This window comes from Rhodococcus sp. 06-1460-1B, from assembly GCF_002258475.1.
Classification (GTDB): Bacteria; Actinomycetota; Actinomycetes; order Mycobacteriales; family Mycobacteriaceae; genus Rhodococcoides; species Rhodococcoides fascians.
In genome coordinates this window covers 356335-373359 of sequence record NZ_NOYS01000006.1, presented here as the reverse complement: position 1 = coordinate 373359, position 17025 = coordinate 356335, and the positions used below count along the sequence as shown (strand labels likewise).

The following is a 17025-nucleotide window of genomic DNA, read 5'->3' as shown; positions in this document are numbered from 1 at the left end:
GCCTCAGACCGCGGCGGGCTCGTCGGTTTGCGCTCTCAGGTAGCGCCCGAAATGCGGCACCGTGAACGCGATCGTGCCGCGCTCGGCCGAGTAGATCAGGCCCTTCTTGATCAAGCCGTCGCGGGCAGGCGACAGTGATGCCGGCTTGCGTTTGAGCTCGGTGGCCACGGCCGAAGTCGGCACCGAACCGTCGTCCACCGACAGTTCGGCCATCGCGCGCATGTATTCGCGTTCGGCGGGCGTCGCGCGTTCGTAGCGCGAACCGAAGAATCCGACCGCCAATTCCTCCTCCGCTGTCGGAGCGGCAACACGCACGTCCTCGGCGGAAATCGGGCTGTCGGCGGCGAGATCCCAGGTCGCTTTGCCGTAGGCCTGCACGAAGTAGGGGTAGCCATCGGCGGCTGCGTAGAGCGCGTCGAGTGCCTCGGGGGTGAATTCGACGTCCTCGCGGTCGGCCGGCGCGATCAACGCGAGGTCTGCTGCGGCACGCTCGAGCCTGCCGATTCGGTGGTAGCTGAACAGGCGCTCGGAGTAACTCTTGGATGCCGACAACACAGCCGGTAGGTGCGGTAGTCCGGCCCCGACGATGATCAGCGGCGCGGTGTCCTGACTGAGTTCGTGGCAGGCCGCGCACAGTGCGGAGATGTCAGCGGGCCCGAGGTCCTGCATCTCGTCGATGAAGATGGCGATACCCACACCCACGTCCCCGGCCAGTGCGGAAGCGTCGAGCAGCAGTTCGACGAGGTCGATCTCGATGTCGCCGGAATCGGCGCGGCCGGTCTTGGCCGGGACGTCGATGCCCGGCTGCCACCGCTCGCGCATCCCCTTGTCCGCGGTGGCGCGCAGCGCGAAGGCCTTGAGGACGCCGAGAAACTCGTCGACGCGTTCGGGGTCTCGATGCGAGGCCGCGATGCCGCGTACCGCCATGTGCAGCGCCGACGACAGGGGCCGGCGCAGTTCCTGGTCGGGGCGAGCCTCGATCTTGCCGGTGCCCCAGCCGCGCGCGATGGCCGCGGATCGGAGGTGGTTGAGCAGCACCGTCTTGCCGACGCCGCGCAGCCCAGTGAGCACGACGCTGCGTTCCGGTCGGCCGCGGGTGATGCGTTCGAGCACGACGTCGAAGGCGTCGAGCTGCTTCTTTCGACCGGCGAGCTCGGGTGGGCGCTGGCCTGCGCCGGGAGCGTAAGGGTTACGCACGGGGTCCATGGGGCCAAAGTTACAACGAATCGTGCGATATATGCGGACATCTAGCTCGTGTCCTAGAGATCCGTATTCGTTCGATACTTGCGGGACGCCCGAGGCCGGGGCTACTGTCGGCTCCGTGAAGCGCATTCTCGTAGTACGCCGCCGTAGCGGGGTCTGATTCGGACCGACCCCTCGCTGCGGGTCGTCGTGCTCTCTCGGTCCTCCCTTCACATTCGCCAGGACCACCTTCATGAATTCACTCGCTTCGACTTTCGCCACAGATCCGTTCCATGCTCGCTTCGGCTGCGCCCTGCCGCGCACGATGCGCGACGAGATCTCCGGGCAACACATGTCGTGGACGGCCTTCGTCGACCGCTTCTCGCCCACCACCGGGCCCCTCCGGCTGGGCTCTTGGTCCGGCACTGGGGCCACCGGGGGCAAGATGTCGTTCGACGCCACCTTCGGCATCGGTGACACCATCTTCGCTTGTGCCGCAACAACATACGGACCGATCGAGGCGTTGACGTCGATGCTCCACGACGCCGGATTCCGCATCGAGATCCTCTCGTTCCACCAACAGCGCATCGGCGACGAGACCGCCACCTTCGTCCTGGCCGAGCACGACGGTCGCCGCGAATGGTCGATGTCCATCGAGCCCGACGCAACCCTGTCGTCGATCCGGGCCATCGTCGCCGGGGCCAATCTGCTGCATCGGTAGCCCCGACCAGTGCCGAGTTCGCAGTTGTGTAGGCCGAAACGCCCTCATCGCCTGCACAACTGCGAGCTCGACACGCCCCTCGCGTTGGTAGCGCTCTCTTCGCCTCTCTACCGTCCAAGCAATACAGGCGAAGATCTCACTAGGGCATCTCCACTGTCTGCGCGCGGTGAATTTCGGCCAGTGCGCGGCGCACATACGTTTCGGCGCGGCTTCGACGAATCGCGAGCAGATCCGCCACCACCAGCAGGGCGTGCGCAGGCCGCGGCCTCGAACGTGATTGTTCGTCGACGTCCGTCACACCCAGCGCGCCGGTGAGCACCTCGACGAATCCGGCGATGTCCACGCTCGGGAGCCACTCGGCTCCGCGGACGGTTCGGCCGAGTACTTCCTGGACGTTCTCCCCGGTCAAGCCATCGCTGTATACCTCTTCGAGCAAACTCCGTACCATCTCCGCATGCACGTTCCCGGCCTTGGCCGCGTCCGAGCGGTCCAACAGTTCGACGGCCTCGTCGAACGCGATCGGATCCTGCGCCACGACAGCAGCAAGGGCATCGACTGTGGCGTCCGCGATTCGACGCACATCGACGGGCCACTCGGTGGGCCAGGCCACGGGCACGCTGCTCGGGGGAACAGCCACTGGGGAGGGGTCGGTCATCACAGAAGTCTCTCACTGTCCACCGACATGGTTCCTTTTACCTGTAACCGATGTTTATACTAAGTCGCGCACTGTGGCAGCGGCCACATCGTGGACGTGGAGGAGGTCGACTCGATGAACGAGCGCAACGCCGTCGCATCGGACCCGGGCGAAGTGATGCTTCAGGCCAGGAACGTCAAGTTCGACTGGAGCGATCTGCCGATGCACTGGGTGCCCGGCGATCCGTACACCACGCACGTCCTCAACGTGCTGCATCTACTACTCCCGGCCGGCGAGCACTGGTTCGTCGACACGTTCAAAGAGGCCCTGCCCTACATCGACGACGAGAAGCTGCGCGACGACGTCATCGGCTTCATCGGGCAGGAAGCCGTGCACGCCGAGGCCCATACCGGCGTTCTCGTGCATCTGCAGAACAACGGACTCGACCCCACCCCGTTCACCGATCAGATGGAATGGGCCTTCGGCAAGGTCCTCGGATCGGATTCGGTGACGAGTCTGCGTTCGAAGAACAACCTCGTCGAGCGGCTGGCCCTCATCGCGGCCATCGAGCACGTGACGGCGTTCCTCGGTGATTGGGTACTCAATGCCGACGGTCTCGACCGCGCCGGCATCCATCCGACGATGCTCGATCTGCTGCGGTGGCACGGTGCCGAGGAAGTGGAACACCGCTCGGTCGCGTACGACACCCTTCGTTACTTCGACAAGCGCGAGGTACGTCGCCTGCGCACGTTCGTCGTGGTCGTTCCGTTGATGGGGTACATCTGGATGCGCGGCATCATCTTTCTGATGAAGAACGACCCCGAGCTGCAGAGCGCCCCGAAGTCGGTCCGCAAGCCCCGATCGGCCCTGTGGCGCAAGTCTGTTCGCCGCGGCACGCTGCCGGCGCTGACGCACGTCGGCCGCAGTATGTCTCGCTACCTGAAGAAGTCGTATCACCCGAGCCAGGAAGGCTCGACGGCTCAGGCCGTGCGCTACCTGGCGTCGTCCCCGGCCGCGCAGGCTGCGGCGCGGTGAAGCTCTCGACGGGTCGCGTTCCGCGGCTGTTGCCCAAGGACGCGCCACCGGATCTCCGCGGACGCCCCCGCGCCGATCGCTCGATGCAGATGCTCGGAACGTTCCTCAACGGCTACATGCATGCGACTGCCGGCAAGGAGTACGACGACGCGGTAGCCGGCCACAATCCCGATTCCGCGCTGCGGCTGGTGGTCGTCGACCGCGAGATCATCGCCGAGGACGAGAACGTCGCCGCTCTGACCCTCGCCTCGCCGACGGGGGAGCAGCTGCCGAACTGGCATCCCGGCTGCCACCTCGATCTACATCTGCCGTCGGGTCGCCGTCGGCAGTACTCGCTGTGCGGCGATCCATCCGACCGTAGTTGCTACCGTATCGCCGTGCGCCGAATCCCCACCGGCGCAGGTGGATCCATCGAGATGCATGCACTCGAGCCCGGAACCGAGGTCATCGTACGCGGCCCACGGAACGGCTTTCCCTTCGTCGCCGAGGGCAGCGCGCTGTTCGTCGCCGGCGGCATCGGCATCACCCCCATCATCGCGATGGTCCGTGCCGCAAGGATTCTCGGGATGGATTGGCAGTTCGTGTACTGCGGTCGCTCCCGGGACACGATGCCTTTTCTCGACGAGATCGAGAGCTGGGAATCGGATCGCGTGTTCGTCCGGACCGACGACGTGCACGGGTACCCCACCGAGGGTGAATTGCTCGAGCGCGCACCCGCAGGCGGTGCGGTCTACTGCTGCGGTCCTACCCCCATGCTCGACGCCGTCCGCCGCGACTTCCGCCAATGCGCCGCCACCGCATTGCATTTCGAACGCTTCGGCCCGCCGCCGATCCTCGACGGCACACCGTTCGAGGTGCAGCTGATCAGCAGTGGAGCCGTGCTCGACGTCGCCGCCGACGCCTCCGTGCTCACGGCCGTCAAGCAGCAGAAGCCCAATATCGCGTACTCGTGCCAACAGGGCTTCTGCGGTACCTGCAAGGTGCGGGTGCTCGCCGGCGAGCCCGAACACCTGGAATCGCGATTGACCCCGGAAGAGCAGCGCGACCACATGCTCATCTGCGTCTCGCGCGCTCGAAGCGCCCGTCTCGTACTCGATCTATAGAACGGAAAGACAGTGAGCAGCAACGCAGTTCGCATGACGGTCGTCAACGAAGGCATTCGGCTGGCGGTGTTCGAGAGCGGAAACCCCGAGGGCGAACCCATCGTCCTCGTTCACGGGTGGCCCGATACTCACGAACTGTGGAGCCACATCGTCCCGCAACTCGAAGACCGTTTTCGGGTGATCAGCTACGACTCGCGCGGAGCCGGCGAGAGCACGGTGCCGGTCGAGCAGTCGGCGTACAAGTTGGCCCGGTTGGCGGCGGACTTCTATGCCGTGGCAGATGCGGTCAGCCCCGACGCTCCCGTTCACGTGCTCGCGCACGACTGGGGCGCCGTCGAAGTATGGGAGGCTGCAGCCCAGCCCCAGGCGAAGGATCGAATCCGTTCGTACACATCGATTTCGGGACCCAACCTCGATCACCTGGGTAAGTGGTCGCAGTCGCGCCTGCGTCGTCCCACTCTTGCCGGAATCAAGCAGGTTCTCGCCCAGACCCGAGCGTCCTGGTACACCGTCACCTTTCACATCCCCGGCCTGTCGACGCTGCGCATCAAGCGACAGTTCGCCAAGGGCTGGCCGGCATTTCTACAAGAATTTTCCGGCGTCGATCCGAAGCTCGTCACCCAGAACCCCACGCTGTGGTCGGACGCAACCAACGGCACCAACCTGTACCGCGCCAACATCATTCCGATTCTGACCAATCCGCGAGATCGGTACATCGACATCCCCGTGCACCTCATCGTCAACACCGAGGACGTCGCGGTGCGGCCGTACCACTACGACGACACCGGCATGTGGGTGAAGAACCTCACGCGCAACGACATTCCGGCGGGTCACTGGTCGCCGATCTCCCATGCGGACGACATCGCACGATTGACGACAGAATTCATCGACTCGCTGGACTGAACCTTCAGGTCATACGGTCAGATGCCCGCGCAGCGTGGACGACGTGTATTCGGATCGAAAGAGGCCGCGCTGCTGCAGGATCGGGACCACGTGTTCGACGAAGTCGGCGAGTGAGTCCGGGTAGCGCGGGCACATCAGGTTGAAGCCGTCGGCACCGCGGCCGATCCACGATTCCATCTCGTCAGCGATGGACTCCGGTGTGCCGATCATCGTGGCGTGCCCACCGCCGGCCGCCAGCGTGCCGAGCAACTCACGCACGGTGGGGTCATCCTTCTCGACGATGCGCAGAATCGTCTCGTAGCGGCCCTGCGGTCCGGTGAACTCTGCTGCCGGCGGTAGCGGGGGCACCGGTTCATCGAGTTCCCAGGCAGCACAATCCTGCCCGGTGAACGTCGAGAGCATCGCCAGGGATTGTTCCGTCGGCAGCAAGACGTCCAGTTCGGCCTTCTTGCGACGGGCCTCGTCCATCGTCGAGCCGATGTACGTCACCAGTCCCGGCATGATGCCCACTGTCGCACTGTCGCGACCAGCACTGTCGATGCGAGACTTCACATCCTCGTAATAGCTCTGCGCGGCAACGAGATCGTAGGCGACGGCGTAGATCGCCTCGGCATACTTCGCCGCCAGGTCGCGGCCCGGGCCCGACGCCCCGGCCTGAAACAGAACCGGCCTGCCCTGCGGCGACCGCGGCACCGTCAGCGGGCCGTCGACTCGAAAGTGTTTGCCGTCGTGGTCGATCGAGTGCACCTTGGCCGGGTCGGCGTACATCCCGGTGCGATCGAGCGTCAGGGCATCGGGCTCCCACGAATCCCAGAGTGCCAGTGCAGTATCGACGAACTCTGCTGCGCGTGCGTAGCGCTCCTCCCGAGCCGGGATGGCGTCCATTCCGTGATTGCGTGCTTCGGCGTCGAACATGGAGGTGACGACGTTCCAGCCGGCCCGTCCGCCGCTGATGTGGTCCAACGACGCCAGCATGCGCGCGGCATGGAACGGTGTGTAGAACGTCGACGACACGGTGGTAACCAGACCGATGTGTGTGGTCGCTCTGGCTATGGCCGACAGCGCCGTGATCGGTTCGAGAAACCAGGTTCCTGCGCCGGCCGGATCGCGAACGGAATGCCCGTCGGCAAAGAACACCGCGTCGAACTTTCCCCGTTCGGCCAGCTGCGCAAGTTCCTCGTAGTACGCGATGTTGCCCAGGTCCTCCACTCGCGAATCGGGATGCCTCCACGCTGCGCTGTGATGTCCGCAGCCGTACAGAAACGCGTTGAGGTGCATATCAGTTCTTGACCAAACCGCCGTCGACAACGAGGTTCTGACCGGTCACCGACCGCGCCCACGGGGAGGCGAAGAACAGCAGAGCATCGGCGAATTCCTCCGGCGTGGTGACGCGTTGCAGCGGGGTCGAGGCCGCGATGAAGTCGAACACCTCGGCCGGGGTCGCGGCACTGGCATCGGTGGTGCGCAGCAGTCCGCCCGAGACCATGTTGACGGTGATGTTGTCCGCGCCCAGGTCCACGGACAACGTGCGCGTCAGCGAGAGCAGGGCGGCCTTGGAGGCAGTGTAGTCGTGGTACGGCACCACTGGATTCTGGAACAAGTTGGTGCCCACGTTGATGATTCGGCCGAAGCCCGCCTCACGCATTCCCGGCAGGGCCGCCTGCGTGGTGAGCAGTGCCGCGCGAACGCTGCCCCGCAGTTGAGCGTCGAACCGATCCCAGGTGATGGTGTCGGCCTTGGGGCGGGCATCTCCGTCGAAGGAGAAGTCGGCCAATGCGTTGTTGACGACTGTGGTGATCGGAGTGCCGAAATGCGCACGGGCCGAGTCGAACACCGAGGCCACCGCGCTCTCGTCGGTCACGTCGCCCTGAACCGCGAATGCACGGTCGCCGAGCCTTTCCGCCAACGCCTCCGCTGCCTCTTTGCTGGTGCGGTAGTCGATCACCACACGTGCGCCCTCACCGGCGAACGCCGCGGCGATCGATGCTCCCAGTCCGCGGCCGCCGCCGGTGACCAACACTGTCTGCTCGTCGATCTTCACGTGCATCGCCTCTCGTTCGAGGTCGGGACCGTCGCGAGGGACAGGAAATACCGAAACGTCACGACATTCCCTTCGCTGGTCCTAACCAGATCAGGTTCGACGGGTGTGATCTCAGCCCTGACGGGCACCCCGTGTCGCGGTCGACTGTACCTGTAGGTCTCTCTACTGCTTTCTTGCGCTCGACGTAGATAGCCGAATACAGCCGTATGCAGCGATCAGCCGATGACAGCCCAGCCGTGGGGAGGAACGCTTACCCGTCCGTCGTTCAGGTGCGCCTCACCGGCCAGCACTTCGCTGCCCTGGGCCGGGTAGTCGATGGCCTCGTCGCCGAGGTTGAGCGCCACCGTCATCGAATTGTCGTCCGCGTACACGCGGTAGAGCAGTGCGGTGTTGGTGAGCTCGAGTGTCTCGGTGCGCGCGGAGTACAACCACGGATTGCGACGCCGAACTGCGATCAGCTCCTGATGCACTCGGTAGACGGGCCAGCCGTACGGGGCGAGATCCTCGGAAGTGTCCGGGTATTCGGGACGCACCTCGTCATCACCGCCGACGCGATCTTCCTTGATACCGCGGAATGCCTGCTCGTCGCCGTAGTAGATCATCGGCATCCCGCCCACGGTGAACAGAACCACCAACGCGTGCAGCAGATGTCGCTCGTCCTCGATGACGCTGGCGATGCGATTGACGTCATGATTTCCCACGAACGTGGCGGGCACGAATGCGTCGAGCCAGCCGTTGTGACGCTCCAACGCGTGCGAGAGCTCGAAGAAGTTGAGCTCGCTCAGGCCACTCCAGATCGCCTTCCACAGTTCGTACTGGGTCACCGAGTCCAACGTGGACGCCGAGACGATCCGGTCGTAGTCACCGTGAATGACCTCGCCGAGAAAGTATGCTGCCGAATGCTTCTCGCGAACCTTCGGCATCACCGCAGCCCAAAAGCGCGGCGGTACCGCGTAGGCCGCGTCGAGCCGCCAGGCGTCCACGCCGCGTTCGAGCCAGTGCGACAGCACGTCCACCACGTACTGCTGCACGTGCGGGCTCTCGTGGTTGAGCGCGACCAGTTCGTCGTGGCCCTCGAAATTGCGATGCGTCGGCTCGTCCCCGGACCAGTCGAGGTGGAACCACTCCGCGGCCTCGGAATCCGGGCCCTCGGCCAGAGCCTCACGGAACTTCGGGAAGCTCTGCGCGACATGGTTGAAGACGCCGTCGAACATGATCTTCAGGCCGCGGGAATGCGCCGCAGCGATCAGCGAATCGATGTCCTCGTCGGTGCCGAGCCGACCGTCGACGTGGTAGTAGTCGACAGTGTCGTAGCCGTGCTTCTCCGACTCGAAGATCGGACCGAGGGCGATGCCCGACGCACCGAGCTCGAGGGCGTAGTCGAGCCACTTCTCGATTCTGTTCAGCCGGTGCAGATCCGACTGCGATTCACCGTCCCATCCGTGTACCGGAGCGCCGGTGAAGCCGAGCGGGTACAGGTGCCACCAGATGGCGTGCTTCGTCCACTCCATCAGGACGCCTCGATCGAGTCGCGACCGAGCTCGCCCGCGCCGGTATGGCCGGACAGGCTGGTCACCAAGTCGAATTCGGCCAGCAGGCAACGTAGTACGTGTGCAACACCCTCCTGCCCGCCGAGGGCGAGACCGTACAGGAACGGGCGGCCGAGAAGAACCGCATCGGCACCGAGCGCCAGCGCCTTGGCCATGTCGGCACCGGTGCGCACACCGGAGTCGAACAGGATCGTCAGTTCGTCACCGACGGCCTCGACGATGGACGGCAACGCGTCGAGAGACGGCCTGGCACCGTCGATCTGACGGCCGCCGTGGTTGGAGACGACGATGCCGTCGACTCCGTGGGCGGCCGCTTCTCGGGCGTCGCCGACGGTGCAGATGCCCTTGAGCACGATCGGGCCGTCCCAATGCTCTCGCAGGAACGCCAGGTTCTTCCACGACAGCCCCGGGTTGGGGAACATCTGCGCCCAATGCATCGCGGCTGCAACGGGATTCTCCTCGACGGGCTGAGCGAGTCCGGCTTGGAACGCCGGATCGCTCAAATAGTTCTCGATGCCGAGGTTCGCCAAGAACGGGAGGTACCCGCGGTCGAGATCGGCGGGCCGCCAGCCCAGCAACGTCGTGTCGAGCGTCAGCACCAACGTGGTGAATCCGGTGTCCTTCGCGCGCTGCAGGAAGCTCAGCAGAACCGATTCGTCCGTCGGCCAGTACAACTGATACCAGCGCGGCGCATCTCCGCCCGCCTCGGCGATCTGCTCGAACGAATGCGACGCCTGCGTCGAATGTATGTACGGCACACCGAGTTCCGCAGCCGCGCGAACCGTCGCGAGTTCACCGTCGGGATGGGCGAGAGTCTGAATACCCACCGGAGCGATCAACAGCGGTGCAGGCATGTCGGTGCCGAGCACGGTGCACGCATGATCACGCGAGGCCGAGCTGCGCAGCATCCGCGGCGTGATGGCCCACCTGTCGAAGGCGGCCCGGTTCGCCCGCGCCGTCGAGCCACTGCCCGCGCTGGCGACGATGTAGCCGAGCGCCTCGGGCGAGAGCTTCTCGGCAGCCTGGTCCTCCAGCCGCGCCAGATTGGTGGTGATCGACGGTGTCTGCTGGGCGAACATTCCGGCGGCGTAGATGCCGAGTTGGTGATCGCTGAAGTTGCTGGGCCTGGCCTCGGTCATCGTTCGACCCTACCGGGGCACCGCCGAGGATCGGGCGAGAAATGCGTCCAGCAGGGCCGAGCACCGCTTGCGAGCTGCTGCTTCGGAGTCGGCAATGTCTTGCCTGATCTGGTGCACGTCCACCGCGTGTTCGACGCCGTCGCGCTGCCACGCGGCCGCCCATGCATCGTAGGTATCGAGGTCGATCTCGGGGTGGAACTGCAACCCGAGGTGTGGACCGAGAACGAAGGCCTGTTGCGCTGCCTCGTTGCGGGCGATCACCGTCGCCTCCGGCGGTGCGACGAACGTGTCACCGTGGAATTCCATCCACGGGCCCGGGGCGATGAGCTCGGGATCGGACGTCTCGACCTCGACGAATCCGTATTCGGGATGCTCGGACTTGCGTACCGATCCACCGAGCACCCGGGCGAGCAACTGGCCGCCGAAGCAGACGCCGAGGATCGGAACACCTGTGTCGATCGCGTCCCGCACATACGCGATCTCCGGCGCGAGCCACGTCAGCGTGTCGTCGTACGCGGCGTCGGGTGAGCCCATGACCACCACCACCTGCGCGTCGGACAGCGTCGGTGGTGCGACATCGGGACTGTGGTCGAAGGAATGCACGTCCAACCGGAAACCCCTGGTGTGCAATTCGGCGGCGAGGGTGCCGATGTCGCGACGCGCCAGGGACGGGTCCCGGTCGTGGACGAGAACTACGGCGCGCGGGTTGTTCGGGTATGTCACAGGGCTCCTTTACGGTGTTCGTGCACACCGTACGACAGACTGGATCCGATGCCACCTCGTAAACGCACTGCCCGATCCACCACTGCCCGCACCGTCAAGGCCGGGCAGAGCAGCGCTGCGCGAAAGTTCGCGGCTGCGAAGAACGGTGAGCCTGCGGCGAAGAAAGCTGCCCCGAAGAAGGCCGCACCTCGCAAGAGAGCAGCCCCGCGCAAGACCTCGCCCCGCAAGTCCGCCGCCCCCGATCTTCGGGTGCCCGATCCCGGCGAGCGCGTGTGGGTGTTGGACGTGCCGTTCGAGGATCGGTCCGCGGCGGGCGCAGCGGGAGCGCGCTGGTACCCCGGACCGCGCGTGTTCGCGTATTACGGAACCGAACTGCCCGAGTACCTGCAGCCGTACGAATCGATGCCGTACAGCCTGCAGCGGTGGCTCGAGGACGACGCGAACGACAGTTGGCGCGACGAAGAGGTGCGCGAACGGGCGATGCAGCCTCGCGACACCCAACTCGAATCGGTCCGACGCCATCTGGCCGCGCTCGACGCCGGCTTCCCGTACTTCGCGCAGATGGATTCGACGGGTCTGGGTAAGACGTTGGCCGTGTGCGAGGCCGTGCGGCAGATGTCGGCCGCCGAGATCGGCACGGTTCTGGTGGTGGCACCCAAGGGTGCGCTGCCGGGGTGGCGTCGCACCATTGCAGACAGCGAGGCGGACATCGAGCCGTCCGACCGCAAGCGTTGGTTGCTGATCACCTATCAGTCCACCAAGAAGCTGCTGTCGGTTCCGCCCGAGACCGATCTGGGCAAACGTAAACGGACGCAGAACAAGCGGACCATCTCGCTGGGCGAGCTGCGGTTCGACATCGACGTGGTGATCGCCGACGAGTCGCATGCGTTGATGAACATCGAATCGCAGCAGTCGCAAATTCTGTGGCGGTATCAGGAGGCGGCCCGATCCGTCGTGTGGATGTCTGCCACTCCCGGCTATCAGCCGCTGCATTTCGCGTACATGGCCCGTGCCGTGGAACGCAGCCGCGGCGTCGAGATCCTCGGTGACGACGAGTATCTCGGGTATGCCGTGACGATGAAGTGGGCGGAGTTCCTCATCGAGTCCGGGTTCGCCGTCAAGGCAGGGAAGGCGACGACGGGGTTGACCACGTGGCGGTGGGAGCCCGAGGACGCGACGACGCGAGCCCGCGACATCGCGTCTGTGCACGGTTGGTTGTCGGGAGGCGCTGTGCCGTGGTCTATTTCGCGGCCGTCCCCACCGACTCCGCGGGAGCCCCTCGGCCAGGAACTCACGGCCGCGCAGAAGCGGCTGTACAACTCGGCGTGGGTGGACTACCGCAAGGAAGTCGGCCTGCCGATCTGGAAGGCCGTCGGCGGAAAGAGAGTGCTGCAGAAGAATCCGAGTACTCGTGCGGCGACGCTGCGATTTCGCCAGAAGTGCTCGTACCTGCGCATTCCCGCGTCTGCGGATCAAGTCCGGACGTGGGTCAAGGCAGGCAATCAGGTGTTCGTCTCGATGTTCTACCGCGAGTCGGTCGCTGCTCTGGCCCAGACACTTCGAGACGAGGGGCTCGAGGTCGCCGTGGTCGACGGGAGCATGAGCAGTCCCGAGCAGGAGGCGTCGATCCGCCGTTTTCAGACCGGCGACGCGTCGGTCATCGTCTCGACCACCACGAGCGCGATCAACCTGCACACCAACGAGTTACTGCTCCCGGAGGGGACGGTCTCCACACTCGCACCGCGCGTGACGCTGATTCACGATCCTCGGTGGACACCCATCGACATCAGGCAGATCGAGGGCCGCGCCAATCGCATCGACAACGACCACAACCACACCACGTCGACCTGCTACTACGGCTACGCCGAGGGCACCGTCGAGGAGGAGATGGTGCTCACCGGGATCGAGCGCATCGCGGATCTGGGATCGATCGTGGGGCAGGCGGATCTGATCGATCCGGAGGCTTTCCTCGCGGCGAAAGTGGATGCCGGAAAATAGCGACAATTGTGAGCAATCGTCCACGCGCCCGAGTAGGTTCGGTCCCATCGACAATTCGTCGATAGTGGGCTCACTTTGGCACCAGGAGTAGTCATGATCGTTCTCGGAATCATCCTCGCCCTCATCGGCTATTTCGCCGGCATTTCAATTTTGACGACTATCGGCATCATTCTGGTGGTCGTCGGCGCGGTACTGACGTTGCTCGGTTCGATGGGGCGCGCAGTCGGTGGCCGCAAGACGTGGTTTTGACATCCACGTTAGAACATACGTTCGATTTCTGTTAGTCTGAGCGGGCCCCCGGAGTTGGCGATGCGGCCAGCGGAGCCACTTCGGGCGGTCCATATCGGACGGTAGACAGTGTCGAAGGCGGTTGCGCGCGATGGCATCCGACGAGCGCGACACCGACCCGGTTGCCGGGTCGCTCTACCGCGTCGGCGATCGGTGGGCAGAACGAGCACCTACTCACTGCACCAACGGCCATCCGCTTGTCGCCGGTTCGGTATTGGTGGGTTCACGTGCTTGCTCGTGTGAGCGGGGGCATCACCGTACCCATCAATGCCAGAGGTGCAATCTCGTGCGGTTCACCCCAGAACTCGGTGCCACGTGCAGCGACGCCAGCTTCGATTCTCGCGCGGCGCGGTCACGTCCGGCGATCGTGGACAATCGGGGGCATGAGCAACAGTGAAGCCGTCGTCGACCTGGTGCAGCTGAGGCACGATTTCACCCGCTTCATGATGAGTTACAAGTTCGGAATCGACGAACTGATCACCAAGATCAACATCCTGAAGCAGGAATTCACTCACATCCACCGCTACAGCCCCATCGAGCATGTCTCGTCGCGACTCAAGACGCCCGAGAGCATCGTCGACAAGGCTCAGCGCAAGAAGTGCGCACTGACGCTCGACGCCATTCGCGAGAACATCTTCGACGTCGCAGGTGTCCGCATCACGTGCAGCTTCATCTCCGACACCTACCGCATCGCGGACATGCTCAGTAGTCAGACCGACGTTCGAGTCGTCGAGGTCAAGGATTACATCGCGAACCCGAAAGCCAACGGCTACAAGAGTTTGCACCTCATCGTCGAAATTCCGGTGTTCATGTCCGATCGCGTCCAACCGGTCTTGGTCGAACTCCAGATCCGCACGATTGCCATGGATTTCTGGGCGAGCCTCGAGCACAAGATCTTCTACAAGTACCGCGGCCAGATTCCGCCCACCCTGTTGGCGGAACTGACCGAGGCCGCCGAGACGGCCAACACACTGGACGAGAAGATGGAAAGCCTGCACGACGAGGTGGAGGAACTGAACGGCGATTCCGACAACTCGATCACCCTCGGCGCGATGCCTCCGATGGCATTGCCTCCCGAGCTGCTGCACATGTTGCTCACCGCGCAGGCCGAAGCAATCGACCCGGACTGACGATGCCTTCGAAGAACGTCAACCCCGCTGCTCGACGGCTGAGCAGCGGGGTTGTCGGTTCGTGCCTGCGTTATCCGATATGTACCGGGGTGTCGCCGACGGGCAGGTCGTCTTTCTTCGCGCGGACGAGCAGCAACACGACCGGGCTCACCAGCGCTACGAGGATCGCGGCGGTACCGAATGCCCAGGCGTAGCCGGAGACCTCGGCCGAGAACGCGTGGTCGATGGTCGCGAGCACGAAGTTGCGGATCGGCTCCGGCAGCGCGGCCAACATCTCGTCGCTGGGCACTTCCTGGCCGGCGAGAGCTTCCGCAGGAACTCCGGCGGGCGGAGTCGGTGCCGGATTCTCGGCCAGGTACGAGGTCTTCGACGAGGTGTAGACGGTGGTGAACACCGCAGCACCGAGTGCACCACCGACCTGCAGGGTGGCGTTGATCAGCGCCGATGCGGCACCTGCGTCGTGATCGGGAACGCCGATCAGTGCGACGTTCTGCATCGGAACCATCAGCAGACCGAGGCCGAGGCCGAGCAGCACGACGCCCGGCAGGACGTGCGTGAAGTACGAGGTGTCGACGCCGATCTGGGTGAGCAGCAGCAGGCCGACTGCGGAGACGACCGGACCGACGGCCATCAGCGGCTTGGGTCCGATCTTCGGCACGAGTGCAGAAGCGAGCGCGGCCGTGATCAAAATGCCGCCGGTCATCGGGAGCGACGCGACGCCGGCGATCACCGGGCTCATCTCCAGCACGATCTGGAAGTAGAACGTGAGGTACAACGTGCCACCGAGCAGGGCAGCGCCGATGACGGCCGAGCCGATGTACGCGGCACCGCGGTCACGGTCGAGCAACACACTCAAGGGGAGTAGCGGGTTGGCGGACTTGGACTCGACGACGACGAACGCGGCCAGCAGAGCGAGGCCGAGCGCGATGAACGAGATGGTGGGTACCGTCGCCCAGCCGTCTTCGGCCTCGGTGAAGCCGTAGACCAGCGATGCCAGACCGAGAGCGACGAGGATCGCGCCGGGCAGGTCGTAGCGGGTGTCTCCGTGAGCCTTGCTCTCCTTCACCAGCGGCACCGCTGCGGCGATGGCGAACACTGCGACCGGGATGTTGACCAGCAGGCACCAGCGCCAGTTCGCGTATTCGGTGAGCACTCCGCCGAGGAGTAGGCCGACCGCTGCGCCGCCACCGGCAATGGCGCCGAAGACGCCGAACGCTTTGGCGCGTTCCTTGGTGTCGGTGAACGTCACCGTCAGGATGGCCAGTGCTGCCGGGGCGAGCAGCGCAGCGAACACACCCTGGCCGGCGCGCGCGATGAACAGCTGCCAGCCTTCCTGAGCGAGTCCGCCGATAGCGGAGGCAACGGCGAAGCCTGCCATGCCGACGATGAACGAGCGCTTGCGTCCCCAGTAGTCGGCGATGCGTCCGCCGAGCAGCAGCAGTGCGCCGAACGACAACGCGTAGGCAGTGATGACCCAGGCGCGGCTGCTGTCGCTGATGCCCAGGTCCAGCTGAGCCTGCGGCAGCGCAATGTTGACGATCGTGCCGTCGAGCACGATCGTGAGCTGCGTGATGGCGACGATGCACAGCACCAGCCATCGGCGCTCGTAGTTCGGATTCAGATCCGGCGCTTCGCGCTCGGAGAGCTGCGACATGTTTCTACCCCACTCGTACTCGTTGATTCTGGGCACGAAAAATGTCCCGAGCAAAAAGGTAGGCGACCCAGAACCAATAGTCAAACGAACTAGTTGGTTGGGGGTATGGTGACCGCCATGAAACCTGACGCCATTGCGACCCGCGCCCGCATCGTCGTCGCCGCCCGGGACGAGTTCTCGGTACACGGGCTGGCCGGGGCCCGCGTCGATCGGATCGCGGCCGCGGCCAAGGCCAGCAAGGAACGTCTGTACGCGTACTTCGGGGACAAAGAAGCCCTGTTCCGGGCCGTCGTCGAGGACGGGTTCGCGCGGTTCATCGACGAAGTACCCTTCGCCGTCGACGACCTCGGCGGATACGCAGCGCGCGAATACCTGCACCTCGCTGCGCATCCCGAGGAGCACCGCCTCCTGCTGTGGACTCAGCTTCAGGGCGGTATGGCGACCTCGGGCACCGACGACATCCACTCGGTCATCGCCGAGCGACACAGGGCCATGGCCGACGCCCAGCGAGACGGACTGATCTCCGACGCCTTCACCGTCGAGGATCTGATCACCATGATGTTCGGCATCACCTCGGCGTGGATGACCGCGCCGAGCCTGCACTGCGAGCCTGCCGACAACGCCGAAATTCAGCGTCGGGCGTCGAAAATCGAAGCCGCCGTGCGTCGACTCTGCGCTCCGTAGCGCTGTCTATCCATATCTAGCATTCGTGCAAGAGTGCGGAATACTGGGGTAGCGGCCCCCACTTCCGCAAACGCGCGCGCGTTTGCCAGACGCGCACAAAGTAGACACCGATCACGTCGCTATTCTGCGCGCATCTGGCAAGTGCGCTCGCGTTTGTCACCCCGGTCGGCGCGTCCTCGACCGCACACACGCGGGACGCCCCACCACGCCGAGTGCACGTGGTGGGGCGAGTCTCGAACT

The 17025-nt window shown here is 64.8% G+C and carries 16 protein-coding genes and 1 riboswitch; of the genes, 8 read left to right on the top strand and 8 right to left on the bottom strand.

Annotation, left to right across the window (positions count from 1 at the left end):
• Positions 1 to 3 precede the first annotated feature (3 nt).
• The gene (locus CH268_RS03780) at positions 4 to 1206 is read right to left on the bottom strand and encodes an ATP-binding protein (RefSeq protein ID WP_032367752.1); all 1203 of its coding nucleotides are present in this window, start codon (positions 1204 to 1206) and stop codon (positions 4 to 6) included.
• Positions 1207 to 1435: 229 nt separating this feature from the next.
• Between CH268_RS03780 and CH268_RS03775 the strand changes: the two genes are divergently transcribed.
• Positions 1436 to 1903 (top strand): 2-isopropylmalate synthase, encoded by a 468-nt coding sequence (locus CH268_RS03775; protein ID WP_094662244.1) that lies wholly within the window; start codon positions 1436 to 1438, stop codon positions 1901 to 1903.
• A 139-nt stretch (positions 1904 to 2042) separates the two neighbouring features.
• On the opposite strand, the gene CH268_RS03770 is transcribed toward CH268_RS03775, so the two are convergent.
• On the bottom strand, positions 2043 to 2558 hold the full coding sequence (locus CH268_RS03770) for a hypothetical protein (RefSeq protein ID WP_094662246.1): 516 nt from the start codon (positions 2556 to 2558) through the stop codon (positions 2043 to 2045).
• A gap of 114 nt (positions 2559 to 2672) precedes the next feature.
• On the opposite strand from CH268_RS03770, the gene CH268_RS03765 reads away from it, so the two are divergent.
• From CH268_RS03765 to CH268_RS03755, 3 genes are read left to right on the top strand one after another with little or no spacing between them, the layout of a single operon-like run.
• On the top strand, positions 2673 to 3572 hold the full coding sequence (locus CH268_RS03765) for a metal-dependent hydrolase (RefSeq protein WP_027495186.1): 900 nt from the start codon (positions 2673 to 2675) through the stop codon (positions 3570 to 3572).
• Positions 3569 to 4675, top strand: a complete 1107-nt coding sequence (locus tag CH268_RS03760) for a PDR/VanB family oxidoreductase (protein WP_094662248.1) — start codon at positions 3569 to 3571, stop codon at positions 4673 to 4675. Before CH268_RS03765 ends, CH268_RS03760 begins: the two co-directional genes overlap by 4 nt.
• 12 nt (positions 4676 to 4687) lie before the next feature.
• On the top strand, positions 4688 to 5578 hold the full coding sequence (locus tag CH268_RS03755) for an alpha/beta fold hydrolase (protein WP_441346959.1): 891 nt from the start codon (positions 4688 to 4690) through the stop codon (positions 5576 to 5578).
• A gap of 9 nt (positions 5579 to 5587) precedes the next feature.
• Here the strand turns inward: CH268_RS03755 and CH268_RS03750 are convergent, their stop codons facing one another.
• The 5 genes from CH268_RS03750 to CH268_RS03730 form a co-directional block, all read right to left on the bottom strand.
• The gene (locus CH268_RS03750; RefSeq protein WP_094662250.1) at positions 5588 to 6856 is read right to left on the bottom strand and encodes an LLM class flavin-dependent oxidoreductase; all 1269 of its coding nucleotides are present in this window, start codon (positions 6854 to 6856) and stop codon (positions 5588 to 5590) included.
• A gap of 1 nt (position 6857) precedes the next feature.
• On the bottom strand, positions 6858 to 7625 hold the full coding sequence (locus tag CH268_RS03745; RefSeq protein ID WP_094662252.1) for a 3-oxoacyl-ACP reductase: 768 nt from the start codon (positions 7623 to 7625) through the stop codon (positions 6858 to 6860).
• Between the two features lie 43 nt (positions 7626 to 7668).
• A riboswitch (TPP riboswitch) is annotated at positions 7669 to 7761 on the bottom strand.
• Positions 7762 to 7834: 73 nt separating this feature from the next.
• The gene (locus CH268_RS03740) at positions 7835 to 9130 is read right to left on the bottom strand and encodes an alpha-amylase family glycosyl hydrolase (protein WP_094662254.1); all 1296 of its coding nucleotides are present in this window, start codon (positions 9128 to 9130) and stop codon (positions 7835 to 7837) included.
• Positions 9130 to 10308 carry an alpha-hydroxy-acid oxidizing protein gene (locus CH268_RS03735; protein WP_057474506.1) on the bottom strand — a complete coding sequence of 393 codons (1179 nt, stop codon included), beginning with the start codon at positions 10306 to 10308 and terminating at the stop codon, positions 9130 to 9132. The genes CH268_RS03740 and CH268_RS03735 overlap by 1 nt, the downstream gene beginning before the upstream one ends.
• A 9-nt stretch (positions 10309 to 10317) precedes the next feature.
• Positions 10318 to 11031, bottom strand: a complete 714-nt coding sequence (locus CH268_RS03730) for a type 1 glutamine amidotransferase (protein WP_094662439.1) — start codon at positions 11029 to 11031, stop codon at positions 10318 to 10320.
• A gap of 48 nt (positions 11032 to 11079) precedes the next feature.
• On the opposite strand from CH268_RS03730, the gene CH268_RS03725 reads away from it, so the two are divergent.
• The 3 genes from CH268_RS03725 (at position 11080) to CH268_RS03715 (ending at position 14447) form a co-directional block, all read left to right on the top strand.
• Positions 11080 to 13029 (top strand): helicase-related protein, encoded by a 1950-nt coding sequence (locus CH268_RS03725; RefSeq protein ID WP_255182270.1) that lies wholly within the window; start codon positions 11080 to 11082, stop codon positions 13027 to 13029.
• A 93-nt stretch (positions 13030 to 13122) separates the two neighbouring features.
• Positions 13123 to 13278 carry a DUF6131 family protein gene (locus CH268_RS27725; protein ID WP_094611554.1) on the top strand — a complete coding sequence of 52 codons (156 nt, stop codon included), beginning with the start codon at positions 13123 to 13125 and terminating at the stop codon, positions 13276 to 13278.
• A 422-nt stretch (positions 13279 to 13700) separates the two neighbouring features.
• Positions 13701 to 14447 carry a GTP pyrophosphokinase gene (locus CH268_RS03715; protein ID WP_027495176.1) on the top strand — a complete coding sequence of 249 codons (747 nt, stop codon included), beginning with the start codon at positions 13701 to 13703 and terminating at the stop codon, positions 14445 to 14447.
• 70 nt (positions 14448 to 14517) lie between these two features.
• Here the strand turns inward: CH268_RS03715 and CH268_RS03710 are convergent, their stop codons facing one another.
• The gene (locus CH268_RS03710; RefSeq protein ID WP_230591034.1) at positions 14518 to 16137 is read right to left on the bottom strand and encodes an MFS transporter; all 1620 of its coding nucleotides are present in this window, start codon (positions 16135 to 16137) and stop codon (positions 14518 to 14520) included.
• Positions 16138 to 16218: 81 nt separating this feature from the next.
• On the opposite strand from CH268_RS03710, the gene CH268_RS03705 reads away from it, so the two are divergent.
• Complete coding sequence (locus tag CH268_RS03705; protein ID WP_176457824.1) at positions 16219 to 16785, top strand: TetR family transcriptional regulator; 567 nt, start codon at positions 16219 to 16221, stop codon at positions 16783 to 16785.
• Positions 16786 to 17025 lie beyond the last annotated feature (240 nt).

What these genes read in the sequence shown, in the direction of transcription:
- CH268_RS03735 (WP_057474506.1), bottom strand. Translation starts at nt 10,308, where the DNA reads ATGACCGAGGCCAGGCCCAGCAACTTCAGCGATCACCAACTCGGCATC.
- CH268_RS03765 (WP_027495186.1), top strand. Translation starts at nt 2,673, where the DNA reads ATGAACGAGCGCAACGCCGTCGCATCGGACCCGGGCGAAGTGATGCTT.
- CH268_RS27725 (WP_094611554.1), top strand. Translation starts at nt 13,123, where the DNA reads ATGATCGTTCTCGGAATCATCCTCGCCCTCATCGGCTATTTCGCCGGC.
- CH268_RS03725 (WP_255182270.1), top strand. Translation starts at nt 11,080, where the DNA reads ATGCCACCTCGTAAACGCACTGCCCGATCCACCACTGCCCGCACCGTC.
- CH268_RS03745 (WP_094662252.1), bottom strand. Translation starts at nt 7,625, where the DNA reads ATGCACGTGAAGATCGACGAGCAGACAGTGTTGGTCACCGGCGGCGGC.
- CH268_RS03750 (WP_094662250.1), bottom strand. Translation starts at nt 6,856, where the DNA reads ATGCACCTCAACGCGTTTCTGTACGGCTGCGGACATCACAGCGCAGCG.
- CH268_RS03740 (WP_094662254.1), bottom strand. Translation starts at nt 9,130, where the DNA reads ATGGAGTGGACGAAGCACGCCATCTGGTGGCACCTGTACCCGCTCGGC.
- CH268_RS03780 (WP_032367752.1), bottom strand. Translation starts at nt 1,206, where the DNA reads ATGGACCCCGTGCGTAACCCTTACGCTCCCGGCGCAGGCCAGCGCCCA.
- CH268_RS03715 (WP_027495176.1), top strand. Translation starts at nt 13,701, where the DNA reads ATGAGCAACAGTGAAGCCGTCGTCGACCTGGTGCAGCTGAGGCACGAT.
- CH268_RS03775 (WP_094662244.1), top strand. Translation starts at nt 1,436, where the DNA reads ATGAATTCACTCGCTTCGACTTTCGCCACAGATCCGTTCCATGCTCGC.
- CH268_RS03705 (WP_176457824.1), top strand. Translation starts at nt 16,219, where the DNA reads ATGAAACCTGACGCCATTGCGACCCGCGCCCGCATCGTCGTCGCCGCC.
- CH268_RS03770 (WP_094662246.1), bottom strand. Translation starts at nt 2,558, where the DNA reads ATGACCGACCCCTCCCCAGTGGCTGTTCCCCCGAGCAGCGTGCCCGTG.